This window comes from Aeromonas sp. ZOR0002, assembly GCF_963866995.1.
Lineage (GTDB): Bacteria > Pseudomonadota > Gammaproteobacteria > Enterobacterales > Aeromonadaceae > Aeromonas > Aeromonas caviae.
The window spans coordinates 27,093-43,202 of record NZ_CAWMFQ010000218.1; the positions used below are offsets into that span (position 1 = coordinate 27,093).

At 60.6% G+C, this 16,110-nt stretch carries 17 protein-coding genes; 9 read left to right on the forward strand and 8 right to left on the reverse strand.

Translation table 11 applies throughout. From position 1 onward, the window contains the following. Positions 1 to 130 (forward strand): hypothetical protein (locus tag AACR77_RS12750; RefSeq protein WP_042878292.1); only part of this gene is annotated, 130 nt, incomplete at its 5' end. Next, positions 130 to 750, forward strand: a complete 621-nt coding sequence (locus AACR77_RS12755; RefSeq protein WP_029314833.1) for a sugar O-acetyltransferase — start codon at positions 130 to 132, stop codon at positions 748 to 750. The genes AACR77_RS12750 and AACR77_RS12755, both read left to right, overlap by 1 nt. Before the next feature lie 86 nt (positions 751 to 836). Here the strand turns inward: AACR77_RS12755 and AACR77_RS12760 are convergent, their stop codons facing one another. Next, positions 837 to 1,295 carry an Lrp/AsnC family transcriptional regulator gene (locus AACR77_RS12760; RefSeq protein WP_039039724.1) on the reverse strand — a complete coding sequence of 153 codons (459 nt, stop codon included), beginning with the start codon at positions 1,293 to 1,295 and terminating at the stop codon, positions 837 to 839. A 96-nt stretch (positions 1,296 to 1,391) separates the two neighbouring features. On the opposite strand from AACR77_RS12760, the gene AACR77_RS12765 reads away from it, so the two are divergent. Continuing rightward, a complete protein-coding gene (locus tag AACR77_RS12765; RefSeq protein ID WP_042878294.1) occupies positions 1,392 to 2,267 on the forward strand; it encodes an EamA family transporter in 876 nt (291 codons plus the stop codon). A gap of 53 nt (positions 2,268 to 2,320) precedes the next feature. On the opposite strand, the gene AACR77_RS12770 is transcribed toward AACR77_RS12765, so the two are convergent. Continuing rightward, the gene (locus tag AACR77_RS12770) at positions 2,321 to 3,814 is read right to left on the reverse strand and encodes a histidine-type phosphatase (protein WP_042878296.1); all 1,494 of its coding nucleotides are present in this window, start codon (positions 3,812 to 3,814) and stop codon (positions 2,321 to 2,323) included. Positions 3,815 to 4,197: 383 nt separating this feature from the next. On the opposite strand from AACR77_RS12770, the gene AACR77_RS12775 reads away from it, so the two are divergent. Then, positions 4,198 to 4,530 carry a hypothetical protein gene (locus tag AACR77_RS12775; RefSeq protein ID WP_039039727.1) on the forward strand — a complete coding sequence of 111 codons (333 nt, stop codon included), beginning with the start codon at positions 4,198 to 4,200 and terminating at the stop codon, positions 4,528 to 4,530. Between the two features lie 114 nt (positions 4,531 to 4,644). Here the strand turns inward: AACR77_RS12775 and AACR77_RS12780 are convergent, their stop codons facing one another. The 3 genes from AACR77_RS12780 to AACR77_RS12790 form a co-directional block, all read right to left on the reverse strand. Beyond that, complete coding sequence (locus AACR77_RS12780) at positions 4,645 to 5,244, reverse strand: Yip1 family protein (RefSeq protein ID WP_029314835.1); 600 nt, start codon at positions 5,242 to 5,244, stop codon at positions 4,645 to 4,647. A gap of 228 nt (positions 5,245 to 5,472) precedes the next feature. Continuing rightward, positions 5,473 to 6,816: a potassium channel family protein gene (locus tag AACR77_RS12785; protein ID WP_042878298.1), complete on the reverse strand. Its 1,344-nt coding sequence runs from the start codon at positions 6,814 to 6,816 to the stop codon at positions 5,473 to 5,475. Between the two features lie 225 nt (positions 6,817 to 7,041). Beyond that, positions 7,042 to 7,623: a YjaG family protein gene (locus tag AACR77_RS12790; protein ID WP_010672811.1), complete on the reverse strand. Its 582-nt coding sequence runs from the start codon at positions 7,621 to 7,623 to the stop codon at positions 7,042 to 7,044. A 161-nt stretch (positions 7,624 to 7,784) separates the two neighbouring features. On the opposite strand from AACR77_RS12790, the gene AACR77_RS12795 reads away from it, so the two are divergent. Continuing rightward, positions 7,785 to 8,729, forward strand: coding sequence for a D-2-hydroxyacid dehydrogenase (locus AACR77_RS12795; protein ID WP_039039728.1), 945 nt, complete (start codon positions 7,785 to 7,787; stop codon positions 8,727 to 8,729). Positions 8,730 to 8,792: 63 nt separating this feature from the next. Here the strand turns inward: AACR77_RS12795 and mepM are convergent, their stop codons facing one another. Then, entirely contained in the window at positions 8,793 to 10,130 is a 1,338-nt protein-coding gene (mepM, locus tag AACR77_RS12800) for a murein DD-endopeptidase MepM (protein WP_042878300.1), read from the reverse strand. Positions 10,131 to 10,400: 270 nt separating this feature from the next. Here mepM and AACR77_RS12805 point away from each other — a divergent pair, with 270 nt between their 5' ends. Both AACR77_RS12805 and AACR77_RS12810 read left to right on the forward strand, forming a co-directional pair. After that, entirely contained in the window at positions 10,401 to 11,702 is a 1,302-nt protein-coding gene (locus tag AACR77_RS12805; protein ID WP_042878302.1) for a LapD/MoxY N-terminal periplasmic domain-containing protein, read from the forward strand. Continuing rightward, entirely contained in the window at positions 11,699 to 12,640 is a 942-nt protein-coding gene (locus AACR77_RS12810; protein ID WP_042878304.1) for a TAXI family TRAP transporter solute-binding subunit, read from the forward strand. Before AACR77_RS12805 ends, AACR77_RS12810 begins: the two co-directional genes overlap by 4 nt. Here the strand turns inward: AACR77_RS12810 and AACR77_RS12815 are convergent. Further along, the gene (locus tag AACR77_RS12815) at positions 12,635 to 13,309 is read right to left on the reverse strand and encodes a transglutaminase-like cysteine peptidase (protein WP_042878306.1); all 675 of its coding nucleotides are present in this window, start codon (positions 13,307 to 13,309) and stop codon (positions 12,635 to 12,637) included. The genes AACR77_RS12810 and AACR77_RS12815 overlap by 6 nt on opposite strands. Positions 13,310 to 13,385: 76 nt before the next feature. Then, positions 13,386 to 14,324, reverse strand: coding sequence for a zinc ABC transporter substrate-binding protein ZnuA (znuA, locus tag AACR77_RS12820; protein ID WP_042878308.1), 939 nt, complete (start codon positions 14,322 to 14,324; stop codon positions 13,386 to 13,388). 94 nt (positions 14,325 to 14,418) lie between these two features. Here znuA and znuC point away from each other — a divergent pair, with 94 nt between their 5' ends. Further along, a complete protein-coding gene (gene znuC / locus AACR77_RS12825) occupies positions 14,419 to 15,183 on the forward strand; it encodes a zinc ABC transporter ATP-binding protein ZnuC (RefSeq protein ID WP_042878310.1) in 765 nt (254 codons plus the stop codon). A 21-nt stretch (positions 15,184 to 15,204) separates the two neighbouring features. Then, entirely contained in the window at positions 15,205 to 15,984 is a 780-nt protein-coding gene (znuB, locus tag AACR77_RS12830; RefSeq protein ID WP_010672803.1) for a zinc ABC transporter permease subunit ZnuB, read from the forward strand. Positions 15,985 to 16,110 lie beyond the last annotated feature (126 nt).

The following is a 16,110-nucleotide window of genomic DNA, read 5'->3' on the forward strand; positions in this document are numbered from 1 at the left end:
TGCCCTGCCTGCCGAGCTGCAAAGCGGGGAGGGGCGACTGCTGCTTGGCAACTACCCGGATAGCCCGGCCCGCCCGCAATCCTGCAAGCTGCGCCCTTACGAATCCCTGATCTGGCTGATGGAGCAATGATGACTGACGCAACGACAGTGCAGCGGCCCGCCGTGCGTGGCCCCGAGTGGCAGAAGATGGTGGCGGGAGCGCCCTATGATGCAGGGGACCCCGAACTGCGGGCTGCGCGGGAGCAGTGCCGCGCCCTGCTGGGAGAACTGAACCGGGAGCGAACCGATGCCCCTGGTTGGGATGAGCGCCTCACCCGCCTGCTGGGTGGCCGCGCAGAACGCTGTTTCATCACGCCCCCCTTCTTCTGCGACTATGGCGCCAACATCTTTGTCGGCGAGAATTTCTACGCCAATTTCAACTGCACCATCCTGGATGTGTGCGAGGTACACATAGGCGACAACGTGCTGCTGGCCCCCGGAGTGCAGATCTACACCGCTACCCACCCGGTGGCGGTAGCGCCGCGCATCAAGGGGGTCGAGTTCGGCAAGCCGGTGCGCATCGGCAACAACGTCTGGATTGGGGGCAGCGTCGTCATCTGCCCGGGCGTCACCATAGGGGACAACAGCGTCATCGGGGCGGGGTCCGTTGTCACCAGAGACATTCCGGCAGGCGTGGTGGCGGTCGGCAATCCCTGCCGGGTCTTGCGCCCCATGACGGCAGAGGAGCTGGCGCCCGGGGAACCTGGCTGACACAGAGGGGCAGGCCGTACCTGCCCCTGTTCCTCTCCCTGACGGCGCTCCCGCAATGCCGGCAAGGCTTCGGCGCAACCCCCTCTTTACCCGGGCAGCAAGGCGCCGCAACGCTTGTGCTGTCCCATGACCACCAGAGTCTTGAAACTGCGCACCTGGTCCCTGGCATGGAGCACCCGACGGGTGAACTGCTCGTAACTTTGCATGTCCCTGGCGGCCACTTGCAGCACGAAGTCCTGCTCCCCCGTCACATACCAGAGATCCATCACCTCGGGTTCCCGCTGCAGGCTGGCGATCATCTCATCGACGATGCGGCCATGATCCCGCTCCAGGGTCACCAGCACCAGCATGGTGATGGGCCAGCCCATGGTGGACGGTGCCACCAGCGCCACTTCCCGCTCGATGAGACCGGACTCCCGCAAGGCGCGGACGCGGCGGTAGCAGGCTGGGGCGGAAAGACCGACCCTGTGGGCAAGCTCCGGCGTGGGCAGACGGGCATCCTGTTGCAGCTCGGCGAGGATGAGCAGATCAAATTTGTCGGTCATGGGGTTCATTAGATAAAAATTATCGCACAAGGCCAGTATTAGACCGGTTTTACCCAAGTCTCCAGATATATTTTACTGCCCATCGTCCTGCCCGGTATGAATACCATGCAACCCAATCCCAATGCCCTCTCCTCTCTTCTGGCCGTCCTGCTCGCCATGCTGTCGATCACCCTCGGCGCCTCCCTGGCCAAATCCCTGTTTCCCCTGCTCGGAGCCGCAGGCACGACCCTGTTCCGGCTGGGGTGCGCCGCCCTCCTTCTCTCCCTGGTGTTTCGCATCTGGCGTGTCCCCCTCGACCGACGCACCCTGCTGGGCGCCATCCCCTACGGCCTGTCGCTTGGGGCCATGAACCTGCTCTTCTATCTCGCCATCGCACGCATTCCCCTCGGCGTTGCCCTGGCCATCGAGTTCATCGGCCCCCTGACAGTGGCCCTGCTCTCCTCACGCCACCGGGCAGACTTCATCTGGCTGATACTGGCCATCGCCGGGCTGTTGCTGCTCTTGCCCCTGCGGGCAACACAGCAGGCCATCGATCCCCTGGGAGCCGCACTGGCTCTCGGGGCTGGCCTCTTCTGGGGGCTCTATATGCTCACCGGAAAGCGGGCAGGAGCCTTGCTGGGCGCACAGGCTCCGGCGCTGGGCATGTGGGTGGGCACCCTGCTGGTATTGCCCTTCGGGCTGGAGGGTGCGATCGAGGCGTCATTCACCGTCCCCGTGATCCTCACCATCATCGGGGTGGGGCTGCTCTCGAGCGCCATCCCCTACTCTCTCGAGATGTTTGCCCTGCGCCGCCTTCCCCTCAAGAGCTACGGCATTCTCACCAGCGGTGAACCGGCCATGGGGGCCTTGATGGGACTGGTATGGCTGGGTGAGCAGCTGCCCGCGTCCCAATGGCTCGGGATAACCGCCATCATCGCCGCCTCCATGGGCACCACCTGGCAGGCGGGTCGTCGACAAGCCGGCTCCGCCTGAACCAAAAAAAATCGGGGCCGGCGATGACCGGCCCCGGGGATGGTACAAGCGCGTCAGGACGAGTAGTCGTAACAGCGTTTGAGCTCGCCGAAGTCATAGAAGAAGCTGCCCACCGCAATGGGGGCGCAACCTGCCTTGAAGGCGAGCTCCTTCTCGTTGTAAAGCATCTTCACCAGCACCCGGCCGGCCTCGTTGCGGTAGACATCCCACTGGATGTTGGCCGCATAGGGAGAGACCCAGCCGCCACGCCATTCGTTGTTTTCCTGGCTCATCAACACGCCGGGCTGGGCGCTCTGGCGGCTCCCTGCCAGCTTCATCAGGGCCGCCAGCGGGATCAGGGTCTCCGCATGGGCAAAGCGCAGCTTGGCGACATGCTCGCCCGCCTCTTCCACCACCTGGGTCTGTACCTCGTTGAAGAGGCCGTCAAGCAGGGGCTGGGCCACGGCGTAGGTGGCGCTCTGGCTGGCAAGACTCGGTCCTTTCTCGTAGAAGTCCTCGGCATCGGAAAGGTAGGAGAACCAGGCAGACTCCTCTGGCGTGATGAACTGCTCGAGATCCCAGGACCCGCCTTGTGCCTGCGCCTCCCGGATCATCCCCGGGCCGATGATGAAGAGGTTGTAGAGCATGAGGGCGGCGTCCACCTCGTCGCGCACATGGGTCTTGCCGCCGTCTTCCGGGTTCACCGCCACATAATCCACCCCGGCGGCCAGCTCGTCGACGAAGGCCTTGCTGTAGAGACGCTCGAGCATCTCACGGGCCATCACCCGGGTCCTGGGCAGGGCCTTGAGCGCATCGAGGGCCTCGGTCAGCTCGGGAGCAGGAGCCACCCCGTTCTCTTCGTCCCCGACAAAGGCCTGATAGGCCTGGAAGGTGGGCAGATACCGGGTGTACTCCCCCTGCGGCTCGGTCTTGTGGAAGTAGAGCTCGAACTTGTTGCGCAGCCCCTTGTCGATCTCGGAAGGGTTCTCCTGGCTGACGTAACAGTCGGGGCTGTCCGTCACCAGAGAGACCCGTTTGGCCAGGCTCTGCATGAAGAAGTAGGCGCTTTCGTTGGCGCGATCCTTGCCCGATGTCTCGACCTTGAGGCAGAGGGGAGTCGATTCAGTGGTCAGCAGGGTGGGCAGCCGTTCGGCGAGCCGGGTCGCCAGGTTGGCGTGCTCCTCCTTACCGAGCGCACTCAGCAGGCCATAGCCGAGGGTCTGGTTGGCGGCCGTGACGGCGTCCACCTTGGCGCCGAGCCGTTGGCCCAGCTCGGTCAAGGCCCCCTGTCTCGCAGCCTCCTCCCACACCAGCTTGGTCAGCACGTCGTATTTGGGGCTCGACAGCGAGCGGGAGCCATGGCGTGCGACCAGCTCGGTGAAGACGGGACTAAAGCCTTCAGGGGCAACCTCATAGCTGTTCATTGCCTGACGGGCGGCATAGACCGCCTTGGTGCTGTATTGATAGTCGCCGACGGCAGGCGAGGAGGAGTCGTTGCCCGAATGGCAGCCGCTCAGCAGGGTGGCAGCCACGCAGGCGGCAAGGGAAGAGACGCGAAACATAGTCATCCTTGAACCAGTGTGAAAATGAAGCCGCACAGTACGCACCGGATGTGACAATCCCGTGTCAGGTCTGGGACATGCACCTCTCTCCGGAAGGGTGACTCCCCTCCAACCTGCCTGCTTCCTCCCCACAAATCATCATTCATATTTTTTGAACGTGTAGGCCAGTTTATCTCGCTAACAATGACCGGGTGAGGCGCTTAATATTCACACATCGCTTAGGCAGGAGCGCCAAGCCGCAAAAAAACTGGTCGTTCATGGCCGTCCCCCATCCATATGGGTGACAAACATCCGTGACAAAACAACACACCATTTGAATGACCTCTTGCAAGGATGCATTGATGCAGGCCTGTCAGGCCTTGCCAATGACATAAAAACCAAGAGAGTGAATGAACATGAAAAACGTGATCAAGATGCTGGCCGTTGCAGGCCTGATGAGTGCCGGTGTTGCCCAGGCTTCCGTCCCCGCCGACTTCAACGCCACCCCGGGTGTGCTATTCGTGAACTGGCATGCCAGCGCCGCCATGGCCGGCAAAGCCAACCCCATGCTGGAGGTGCGCGATGAATCCGGTGATCTGGTGGCCTCCGTCCACGCCAACCTGATGGGTACCCAGCAGGTACAGATCCCGAGCCGCGCCCAGGGCAACCTGACCGTCAGCCTCGGCGATCAGAGCAGCGATTACCGCATCCCGTTCGGCATCGGCAGCGGCAATCCCCGCTGATCAACACAGACGACTTCCCTCCCGGGTCTGGCAAAGACACGCCGACCAGGCGAGAGATCAACGACAAGGGCGCCATCAAGGCGCCCTTGTCGTCGTTGCCGTCGGCATACACGGCTACTGGGTGAAGACGGGACCGAAGCCGGATCCCCACAGGATGGCCGTGGCAGCCAGCACGCAGACCAGCAACACCAGGCCGACCGTCACCACTGAGCTGGCGTAGATGAATCCCTGCTCCTTGGTGATGTGCATCAGGATGGGCACGCCGATATAGAGCAGGTAGACGGAATAGGTCAGCCCGACCAAACCGATGAGCATCACGAACCAGAGATGCGGGAAGAAAGCGGAGAAGCCCACCATGAAGAGTGGCGTGGAGGTGTAGGCCGCCAGCTCCAGCGAGGTCGTGTAGCTGGGATCCGAGCCGAAGGTATGCCCCATCCAGTGCACCAGATAGGAGAGTGCCAACACGCCGATGATAAGGGTCACGTACATGGCGACCGACAGCTTGAATGCGCTGTTGGCGGTCAGGGTGATGGGATCGCCGACCCCGATGCTCCAGCCGATGTGAACGGCGGAATAGTAGGCGCAGATGGGAGGGATAAGGGCCACGAGCAGGATGTGGGTCAGACTGTTTCTGAAGCTGTCGTGCCGCTCGTCTATGGTATGCCATTCGGTGTGGGGATGGGCATACAATCCCCATAAGTGATTCAATATCATAGCGTTATTCCTTCTCTACATCGGTGGTTGGCGGATCGATACCGGGCTTTCTCCTCTGATTGCGTCATGTCCGGGCGCTGGTGGCGCCATCGCTTGCCATGGCATGCGATGACTTTAAATAAAGTCGCTCCACCGCCGCTGCGTCAAGCAAGGTCGCCGGGAGGGATGGGGAGACAGCAGGAGGGTACCGGAGGCGGGCACTGATGGCACCCGCCGCCGGCACTCCCGTCAATACTGCTTGGTTTTCGAGGCAAAACCCGCGAGGAAGAGACCTGTCAGGAACATGCCGCAGAAGGCCTCGATGGCCGACAGCAGTTGCAGCGGCGAGGAGGTCTGGGAGATGTCCCCATAACCCAGGGTCACGAAGGTGACGATGCTGAAATAGAGAGAGCGCCCCAGATGGCCGTGGGTTGCAGACTCCGGTGCCAGGAAATAGGTCAGGGTCGCCAGCAGGATCACCCCCATCGACATCAGCAGGCTTCTGATGGGACGCTCCCCAAATCCCCAGGTGATGAAGCTGATGAACTTGCCCGCGCACTTGAGATAGCACAACAGGGAGAGCCAGCACTTCGTCATCGGACCGCTGCGCAACCAGCGCTCCCGGAACAGCTCCCGCGGGCTCGCCAGGGACTTCATCTCGTGCAGCTTCTCCTTGTAGTAGCACTCGCCTGCGTCGACGGTGTCACCCACGCTGGAGAAGAGACGCTTGGCATTGCGATAGAGTTTACTCGCCTCGTTGTGGTCGATCCGCCCATTGTCGTTGTAGACCACCTCCACCTTGTCCAGGTTGGTGTGCTCCATGGTGGCATCGAAGTTCTTGGCGCTGACGCTGAAGTTTTTCAGCACCGCCCGGGAGGAGTGGAAGCGGATCTCCTCGCACTCTATGGTGAAGTCCTGAAAGACCCCGTCCTCCAGCGCCAGCTCCCGCTTCTTGGCCCAGGCCCTGTGGTCCCACAGCAGGGAGTCGAACAGATCGAGCCCGATCACCCCGCCATTGACCCTGACCCCCTTGGCCGAGCAGTGCCACAGATAAACCTTGGAGTTGTTGACGGCCCCATCGAGAGAGAGCTCGTCGAGACAGGTAAAATCGAGCAACCGGCCGGAGATGATGGGGCTTTTGAGAGCAACACCGCCGATGTTGAGCAGACGATGCTTGCCCAGCACCAGGGCCTCCCCCTTGTTGTTCTCCGAGACCGAGAGCAGGCTTTGCACCCGTTTCACCTCGTCATTGCCATGTTTTCCCGCCAGCCACATGCTGTAAGGCTCGAAACGGGTCTCCGAGCGGATGAGGCCGCTCTTGCGCAGGGATTCCAGTGCACTCGAGGCGCTCTCATACAGGCGGACCTTGTCGTCGCTCATGTAGACACAAAGGCTCAGCACGCAGCGGGAGCTGATGAAGCGGGCGATGCCGATCTGGAAGATCACGCTTTTTTCTATCTTCTGCTCCGCCATCCAGTCGTCGAAATGGGGCAGCGACGCCACCAGCAGCGCCCAGATACGGGGATAATCGTTCTCACGCCGCCACTCGTTGAATTGCTCGGGGGAAAGCTGCCAAAGCTCTGTTGCATTCATAGATGACCTCAGTAATGGAGATGTTCTCGTCGGTGATTCTCTGTCAAGTGCAACCAATAGAAGCGAGCTTACAACAGCAACGAATGGCCCCTAAGAATCAGGAGAAAAAAAGTTAACCATTTGAAAAAAATGCATAAATGCTTTCTCACACACCAAAAAATGAACGCTCAGAGATAAAAAAAACTCCCGACCGGGAGCTTTTTTTATGGGCAGTACGCGATGGCGTTACGCCTCCAGGCTGATGCCGATGTTGGAGACGCCGTCCTGGGCCGCGAAGGCGCGGATGGCAAGGATGCGGTCGCTGTCCCGTTCATGGGCCACCCGTTTGAGCAGTTCGACCTGGAACTCCAGCTCCGCCTCCATGTACTCGTGCTCATAGAGCTCATCATCGCTGAGATCCCGCTCTTCCAGCATCTCGATGAAGCCGGCGACCGTGCCGACAGACGCATGGCTGGCGTCGTTGGCCTCTTCCCCCACCCGGCAGATCACCGAGTTGTAGGCACAACCCAGCGCCACGCAGGCGTCCAGTGCCGGATAGGCGCCGTAGGATTCAAACTTGCGGGGATCGGGAATGTAGACTTCAAACGCTTCCAGAATGGCACCAAGATTGACGCGGGATCCCTTGACCGTCAGGTAGTTCCACATCTGATCCAGCGCGTGACGGAATGCCCTCGCATCCCCGAAACCGGAGGCCTGGGTAAAGAGCACATAGTTGGGGTACATGCGCTCTGCCAGCGCCAGGGTATAGACGGTTTGCTGCCAGGGCTGCAGCTCGGCCAGTCGCTTATAAAACTTGTCACCAAACACTGGAGTCGGATCCTTTGCAAAATGTGGGGCAGATTGTAGCCCACGAGGGCCCCGTCTAAAAATGAAAAAGCGCCCTGCTCGACTATCTTGCCCGATCAACTGGGGTAAGATGGAGACAGCATCCCTCTCGCCTTGCCATAAACACGATAAGGAACAAGAGTATGAGCCAACGTACCCTGCTGCTGTTGAGTCAGGACAACAGCCACTATGAACGCCTGCTCAAGGCGGCCCATCTTCCCCATCTGCACATTCTTCGGGCCGACAATCAGGCCGAGGCCGAACAGCTTATCGGTGACGCTCATATCCTGATGGCCGAGCCTGCCCGGGCCAAGCCGCTGCTGGCCAAGGCCGGCAAGCTCAGCTGGCTCCAGTCGACTTATGCCGGGGTCGATGTGCTGCTGGACGCCAGTTGCCGCCGCGACTACCTGCTCACCAATGTCCGCGGCATCTTCGGCCCCTTGATGAGCGAGTATGTGTTCGGCCATCTGCTCAGCCTGACCCGCCAGTTGCCACTCTATCGCGAGCAGCAGCAACAGGGCGTCTGGCAGAGCCATCCCTACCAGGGCTTGAAGGGAAAGACGCTGCTGCTGCTCGGCACCGGTAGCATAGGGCAGCATATCGCCCACACCGGCAAACATTTTGGCATGAGGGTGCTCGGCATCAGCCACAGTGGCCGTGAACGTGCCGGGTTCGATCAGGTGTACCAGTTGCCGGCACTCAACAAGATGCTGGCCCAGGCCGATGTCATCGTCAGCGTACTGCCCGCCACCCGAGAGACACGCCATCTCTTCACCGCCGAACGCTTCAGCCACTGCAAACCGGGCGCCATCTTCTTCAACGTCGGCAGGGGCAATGCCGTCCATGAGGGGGACCTGCTGGCGGCACTGCAAGCCGGCAAACCCGCCATGGCGGTGCTAGATGTGTTCGAGCAGGAACCCCTGCCCGCTGACAGCCCACTCTGGCACCAGCCCAATCTCATCGTGACGCCCCACAACAGCGCCTACAGCTTCCCGGAAGATGTAGCCCAGATCTTCATCCGCAACTACATCCGCTTCATTGATGGTCAGCAGCTGGACGGCCGGATCGACTTTGACAAGGGTTATTGAAGCCGTTCTGCAATGAAAAGGCCCCGCCAGTTGGCGGGGCCTTTTTCGTCAGGAGGGCGCCGTTCAGCCCGCCTCCATCTCTTTGCGGTAGCTCTTCACCTTGGCGAGGAACTGACGCTTGTCCTTGCCGGAGAGCGGCTCCGCCATCGGCAGCTTGATCTTCATGGGATCCACCGGCCGGTTGTTGATGCGTACTTCGTAGTGCAGGTGAGCACCGGTGGAACGGCCCGTGTTGCCGGAGAGGGCTATCTTGTCGCCCATTTTCACCTTCTGCCCGGGTTTCACCAGCAGCTTGCTCAGGTGCAGGTAACGGGTCATCAGGGTACGACCGTGCTTGATCACGATATAGGTGCCTGCCAGCGGGTGGCTGGTTGCCTTGAGGACCACACCGTCACCGGTCGCCATGATGGGCGTGCCTACCGGCAGGGCAAAGTCGGTCCCCTCATGGGGCCGGACCTGCCCGGTAATGGGATGACGGCGATTCGGGTTGAAACTGGAGCTGACCCGGTAACGGCTGTGAGTCGGATAACGGCGGAAGCCGCGCTCCAGGCTGTTTGCCTGACCGTCATAATAGTTGCCATCTTCCGACAACCAGGCTGACACGGCCTTGCCTTGACTGAACACCTCGACCCCCAGCAACTGGGTATTGCCCGTACTCTTGCCCTCGACCGTCTCCTGGCGGACCAGCACCTTGAACTTGTCACCCTTTTTCAAATCCTTGGCGAAGTTGAGGCGCCACTGGAACAGGTTGGCAATTTTCTGGATGTGGTTGGCCGGGATCCCGGCATTGCGGGCGCTGACGTAGAAGCTGCCGTTGATGACACCGTCATAGCTCTTCTGTTGCCACTCCACCTCTTCATTGAGCATGTTGGCGCTATAGGTGTCGTCGGTACGCTCCAGCACCAGGGTCTGCTTGATGTTCAGGCGGATCTTCAACTGCTGCAGAATGTTGTCCTGATCGATCAGCAACTCGATGGTCTGACCGGGTTTGAGACGCGCCAGGTTGTTCTTGGCATCCGCATCCAGCACCTTGTAGAGGGTGGTGGTGGACAGCCCCAGGTTGTTGAAGATGGTGGTCAGATTCTCGCCGTTGCGCACCCGGTAATCCTGCCATTGAGGCGTGGCATCCGCCGGGATGTCGTCTTCGGGAGCAGCTGACTCGACCAGCTCGTGATCCGGAATGTCGTTGAAGTCGGTGTTGTCTTCGTTGGTTGCGGTGCCCGTGGTGGCGATAGGCAACTCCAGACGCAGTGGCCGCTCCAGGATGTCACCGGGAGCTGGCAATACGGCTACTGCTGACAGCGTCATGGCCGTGAGCAATAGCATGGCATAGAAATGCTTGCGGGGAACCGGGGGTTCCCAATTGGCAGCCTGAGCTACCAAGGGACGGAGACGTTTCATCCGCTATCCTGTTATTAGATCTAAGGGTGGTGGTTGTGGGTCTGTTTTTATGAGTTTTTATTATGAAAACCGAATATCTGGCTTTTAGACCTAAATACTTACAAAAAGTTCATAGCTCCATGCACGAAACTCACATTTTATGCATAACCTTCCAGCATGGGCAGAAATGATCGTCATTTTCAGCCATTTTTTTCTATTTTTAAGAACCAAGTCCGGTTGTGGTGCTCTCCGGCCCAGAAAATGTTGCAAAAACATCTCCATGGAGTGGGTATGTCATTGGCAAAATTGTTAAATGTAATCATCCTAATCCTCTTCACCATCGGCGCCGCGCTGCTGCTCGTGCTGGAGATCACGACGGTACGACAGTCTATTCTCGACCAGATGTCGGCCAACCTTGAAACCGCCATCACCGCACTGGGGCTGGTGCTGCAGGGCACTCTGCTCAACGATGACAAGGTCCTTGCCGAGACCATAGTGAACGCCATGTTCGACGGAGGCTTCGTCAACTCCGTCGTCCTGCTGGATCCGGATGGCCAGGTGCTGTTCCAGAAGGTGTTCCACACCGCACAGCAAAATATTCCAGGCTGGCTCCCCTCAGTTATCGACATGCCACCGGTCAAGATTGAGCAGGAGTTGACCGACGGCTGGCGCATTCTCGGTACCCTCACGCTCGAGGGACACAAGGGTTACGCCTACCAGCATCTGTGGAACGCCATCAGTCGTACCGGACTTGCGCTGCTCGCCGGCCTGCTGGTATTCAGCCTGGTGATCACCTGGGTGTGCCGCCGCCTGCTGCGCCCCCTCGAACAGATCAGTCTGCAGCTGACCCGGATCCGCAAACGCCAGTTCAGCGGCAACCTGCCAACCCCGTGGCTTCGCGAATTGCAGGACGTCGTCGTCTCCATCAACCAGCTGGTCTCCGAACGTAAACGGGACCTGCTGCAACAACGGCTGAAGATCACCCAGCTTGGCAAGCACGACGCCCTCCCGACCCACCAGAAGCTCGTTGGTCTGGTCGACACCGATGGCAACACCTATCAGCAGCATTTCTTCTCCACTCAGGGGAGTATCAGGCTCTACAGCCGCCTGTTACCCAAGCACCCCCCCACCACGGACAGCTCGCCGGATGAAATTCGGGCGCTGCTCAACGACTGGCTGACCCAGAAGGCGGAAGGGCTCCAACTGCCTCTCAGCCTGCTCGGCCATCCAGACTGGGCGCAGTTTGCCCCCGTGCTGGCCAGCGCTCGTGGCAAGACGCTGGACTGGCGCTGGGATCTGGCTATCTTCCCCCCCCTGGCCGAGGAGCGACTGACTGCACTCCAGTCCCAGGGGATTGAGCTGGCGTTCAGCAACATCCCGATGAACAACGACAATCTGGCCAGACTCGACCCCATCAGACCCGTCTTCATCAGTTGCCAGCTCACCCAGTCCCCCCTTTATTGGAACCTGCTCTCCCAATGCCTCCATGCTTCCGGCTACACCTTGCTGGCGGAAGCCGGCGACGTGAGCGATGTGGACATGCTGCGCAGTTGGGGCATCGATGGTTATGCCACTCAGGAGAATGCATCATGAGGATCCCGCTGCTGCTGCTTGCCCTGCTGTGGCAACCGACCCTGTACGCGACCACCATGACCATAGGCACAGGGGGGGAGCAAGGCATCTATTACCAGGTCATCAAGGAGTTCTGCAGACTGGCCAAAAAAAGTGCCCCCACGATGCCCTGCAAACTGCAGGCCAGCTCCGGGTCCATCGAGAATCTCCGCCAGCTGAAAGCGGGAGAGGTCCCCTATGCCCTCGTCCAGTCAGACTGGCTCTATCAGGCCAGCCAGGGCACGGGGCCTTTCGTTGCCCAACCACAACGCGAGCTGAGGGCTCTCTTTGCCACCCACGCCGAACCTTTCACCATAGTGGTGCGAGCCGATGGGGATATCACCACCCTGGAGCAGCTCAAGCTGGCCCCCATCGACATGGGCCTGAAGAGTTCAGGGACTCGGCAAACGGCATTGGCCCTGTTCAATGTTTTGGGTGCAAAGGAGCAGGATCTTGATTTGAAGAGCGTCGCCAATCTCTCCGAAGCACTGTGCAGTAAACAGATCGATGCCTATGGCCTCGTCATGGGTCATCCCAACCGTATCGTGCTCGACACCGCCAAGCGCTGCGACGTGCGCTTCCTGGCGATCGAGGGGCCCGTCAGGGACCAGCTGCTCAAGGGGGTCAGGTATTATCAGCGCAGCCAGGTGCCGGCACGCATCTACCCGGGCAACCTCAAGGCAACCCCGACCTTCGCCATCGCCGCCACCCTGGTGACCAATGCCGCCACACCGGATGACGAGGTCTATCGGCTTACCCGGGCCATGCTGAGCCAGCAAACCAGTTTCAACGAACAGACCTATGGCTATGCGAACCTGTTTCACAAGGCGCGCAACAAAATAGGCCCGGTGCTGAGTGTCGAACAGCATCCGGGCGCGGGAAAATATTTCGAGGAGTTGAAGGCGGCGGGCAAGTTATAGCTGGCGACGGGGGGAGCGCAGATGCTCGCTGGAGAACCGGCTCTGCATCGAGGTCCACTGGGCCAGGCGATCGGCGCTCCCCGCCAGGGTTCCCTCGCGACGAGATTTCATGATCCAGATGCTTTTGGCATCGAAACTGTAAACCGGCTGCAGATCATTGCGCTTGCTCCCCGGCAGGATGCGGCCATTGATGTTGTCCAGCACCAGGGGATCTGACTTGATGGTCGGGAAGTACAACGTCACCATGTGGAACTGGTTGTAACGAATTGCCTTCACATAGGCCAGCCGCAGCTTCTTCTCGTCGACCCCCAGCTCCATCAGGGTGTAGTACTTGGCGATGCTGTAGTCCTCGCAATCCCCTCCTCTCGCCCCGATGAACTCCAGCGGATTGGCCCAATAATCATCATCCCCCCACAGTCTGGGATCCTCGCTGTAGGTCAGGTTGTTGAAGTAGTTATTCACCAGCTCCAGCTTCTGCTGGTCCGTCGTTCCGGCCCTTGGCGTCAGCAGACGAGAGAAGGCCTCGGACCGCTGGATCGCTCTGGCGCCATAGACCGCCTGCATTTTTGCCCTGAGTTCCGGGCTGGCGATGTGTTCGGAAAGACCGGATGCCTGTATGCCGGATCCCAGCAGGGTCAGCGTGCAGACAGAGACGAGCAACCATTTCATGACTGACACTCCATATCAGATGCTGGAGGTCAGTATAGTTGGCCGCGCCGCCTCTATCGTCAATGTCGGGCAAGGCCTAGCGGCACTGGGCGAAGGCATCCGCCAACTGCTGCATGAATTGCGGATAACCGTCCGGACCGAGCGGCACCTGCTCGCCGACTTCGTCCAGCAGCAGCACCTTGGCCCCGGTATTGCGGGCAACCGACTCGATCACCGCCGGGGAGAACTGCGGCTCGGCGTAGATGCAGCTCGCCTTTTTCTCTTCCAGCGCCTTGCGGATGTCAATCAGCGTCTTGGCTCCCGGGCGACGCTCCGGGCTCACGGTGAAGTGTCCCTTGGAGCTCATGCCGTAGTGACGCTCCCAGTATCCATAGGCTTCGTGGAACACGAAGTAGCCCTTCTGATCCACCGCCTTCATCTGCACGGCGATCACCTTGTCCAGGGCGTCAACCTTGCCCTCGAAGGCCGCGAGATTGGCGGCATAGCGCGCCTGGTTGGCAGGATCCAGCTTGCCCAGTTCGGTCGCGATCGCCTTGGCAATCACCTTGGCCTGGGTTGGACCCAGCCAGATGTGTGGATCCACCCCTTCGTGGTGGTGCCCTTCATGGCCCTCGTCGTGCGAGCCGTGGTCGTGGGCGGCATGGTCATGATCCTTGTCATCATGGTGATGCTCGTCATGCTCCCCCTGGGTCGCATAGTTGTACAGCGGCATGCCGGGAACCTGGGTCAGGGTCAATACATGAGGATGCCGGGCAAGGGGTTTGGCCATGAAGCCTTCCAGCTCGGGACCGACCCACACAACCAGATCGGCCTCGTTGATGCTGCGAATATCGGAAGGGCGCAGGGAAAAATCGTGGGGCGACGCGCCGGTGGGCAGCAGCACCCCGGGCTCGCTCACGCCATCGGTGATCGCCGCCGCGATGAAGCCCAGGGGTTTGATGGTGGTCAGCACCTCGAGGGCACGGACAGGCAGACTCACCGCCATCAGGGCAGTGATCAGAGCAAGAATTCGCATAGAGGTCTCGTCAGGGAATATGTGTGTGATAATATAACAAACCAACGTCGCTGTTATATTATAACTCTCACAGGCTGTAAACCCCGGAGCTGTCATGACCCAACTGGTGGAGCTGAAAGAGGTCTGTCTCTCATTTGACGGACGACTCGTGCTCGACAAGGTCTCCTTTACCCTGAACAAAGGCAAAATCACCACCCTGGTCGGCCCCAACGGGGCGGGCAAGAGCACTCTGAGCAAGCTGGTGCTGGGCTTGCTCCGCCCAGATTCGGGGGACATCGTTCGCCGCCGCGATCTGCGGATCGGCTATGTACCCCAGCGCCTCTATCTGGACCCCACCCTCCCCCTGACGGTGCGCCGCTTCCTGCAACTTGGCAAGAACAGCCGCCTCTCCATCGAGGAGGCGCTCAATCGGGTCGGTGCCCAGGATCTGCTGGACAACCGGATGCAGAAACTCTCCGGTGGCGAGATGCAGCGGGTACTGCTGGCCCGCGCCCTGCTGGTCAAGCCCGAGCTGCTGGTGCTGGACGAACCGGTGCAAGGGGTAGATATCACGGGCCAGATCGAGCTCTATGCCCTCATCAGCCAGCTGGCCGCCGAGTTCCACTGCGCCGTGCTGATGGTCTCCCACGATCTGCACCTGGTGATGGCCAGCACTCACGAGGTGATCTGCCTCAATCGCCACGTCTGCTGTCACGGCGAACCGGAGAGCGTGGCTCGCCACCCCGAGTTTGCCCGTCTGTTCGGCCGACCGGAGCGGGAGGTCCTGGCGGTCTACACCCACCATCACCACTGCGACGGTGAACACCATCATCATGAACCGCAGGCCCCCGTCATCCGCCTGCCCTCCCGCAATCAATAACGAACCAGACAGGATCATCAAGTGGACAGCTTTCTGTTATACGCCCTCGCGGCCGGGCTCGGCATCGCCCTGCTGGCCGGGCCCCTGGGCAGCTTCGTGGTGTGGCGCAAGATGGCCTATTTTGGCGACACCCTCTCCCATGCCTGCCTCTTCGGCATCGCCCTCGGCATCCTGCTGCAGGTGGACCTCACCCTGGCGGTCGTGGTCTGCTGCCTCGCCATGGCGATGCTGCTGGTGATCATGAGCCGCAACCAGCAGGTGGCCACCGACACCCTACTCGGCATTCTGGCCCACAGCGCCCTGTCGCTGGGTCTGGTCACCCTGAGCTTCATGGACAACGTGCGGGTGGATCTGATGGCCTACCTGTTTGGCGACCTGCTCTCGGTGCAGCCCATGGACCTGCTCTGGATCTACGGCGGCGGCGCCCTGGTGCTGCTCACCCTGTGGCGGCTCTGGGATCCCCTGCTCTCCATGACCATCTCGGAAGAGCTGGCCCGGGTGGAAGGGGTGCGGGTGGATGTGCTGCGCTGCGTGCTGATGTTGCTGATAGGCCTGGTCATCGCCGTGGCCATGAAGTTCGTCGGGGCGCTCATCATCACCTCCTTGCTGATCATTCCCGCCGCCACCGCCCGCCGCTTCAGCCAGACCCCGGAGCAGATGGCCGGCTTTGCCGCCCTGACAGGCTGTCTCGCCGTGCTGGGGGGCCTTGCCCTCTCCTGGTATCAGGACACCCCGGCCGGTCCCTCGGTCGTAGTCTGCGCCACCACCCTCTTTGTACTGAGCCAGTTCAAGCGCACCTGACCCGCTCCTGATGGCCCTGGTCTCGCCAGTGCCATCAGGCCCCCCCGAAGCAGACTCCTGCGTCGTGGGCTGCGCCATCCATTCTGCATAGGGCACCCAGCCCGTTCAGACACGCCTGAGAGGCTC

Excerpts from the sequence above, each read along its gene's own strand:
- AACR77_RS12815 (WP_042878306.1), bottom strand. The coding sequence starts at position 13,309 with ATGAAATGGTTGCTCGTCTCTGTCTGCACGCTGACCCTGCTGGGATCC.
- AACR77_RS12770 (WP_042878296.1), bottom strand. The coding sequence starts at position 3,814 with ATGACTATGTTTCGCGTCTCTTCCCTTGCCGCCTGCGTGGCTGCCACC.
- AACR77_RS12775 (WP_039039727.1), top strand. The coding sequence starts at position 4,198 with ATGAACATGAAAAACGTGATCAAGATGCTGGCCGTTGCAGGCCTGATG.
- AACR77_RS12780 (WP_029314835.1), bottom strand. The coding sequence starts at position 5,244 with ATGATATTGAATCACTTATGGGGATTGTATGCCCATCCCCACACCGAA.
- AACR77_RS12765 (WP_042878294.1), top strand. The coding sequence starts at position 1,392 with ATGAATACCATGCAACCCAATCCCAATGCCCTCTCCTCTCTTCTGGCC.
- znuA (WP_042878308.1), bottom strand. The coding sequence starts at position 14,324 with ATGCGAATTCTTGCTCTGATCACTGCCCTGATGGCGGTGAGTCTGCCT.
- AACR77_RS12785 (WP_042878298.1), bottom strand. The coding sequence starts at position 6,816 with ATGAATGCAACAGAGCTTTGGCAGCTTTCCCCCGAGCAATTCAACGAG.
- AACR77_RS12810 (WP_042878304.1), top strand. The coding sequence starts at position 11,699 with ATGAGGATCCCGCTGCTGCTGCTTGCCCTGCTGTGGCAACCGACCCTG.
- AACR77_RS12795 (WP_039039728.1), top strand. The coding sequence starts at position 7,785 with ATGAGCCAACGTACCCTGCTGCTGTTGAGTCAGGACAACAGCCACTAT.
- mepM (WP_042878300.1), bottom strand. The coding sequence starts at position 10,130 with ATGAAACGTCTCCGTCCCTTGGTAGCTCAGGCTGCCAATTGGGAACCC.
- AACR77_RS12805 (WP_042878302.1), top strand. The coding sequence starts at position 10,401 with ATGTCATTGGCAAAATTGTTAAATGTAATCATCCTAATCCTCTTCACC.
- AACR77_RS12760 (WP_039039724.1), bottom strand. The coding sequence starts at position 1,295 with ATGACCGACAAATTTGATCTGCTCATCCTCGCCGAGCTGCAACAGGAT.
- znuC (WP_042878310.1), top strand. The coding sequence starts at position 14,419 with ATGACCCAACTGGTGGAGCTGAAAGAGGTCTGTCTCTCATTTGACGGA.
- AACR77_RS12755 (WP_029314833.1), top strand. The coding sequence starts at position 130 with ATGACTGACGCAACGACAGTGCAGCGGCCCGCCGTGCGTGGCCCCGAG.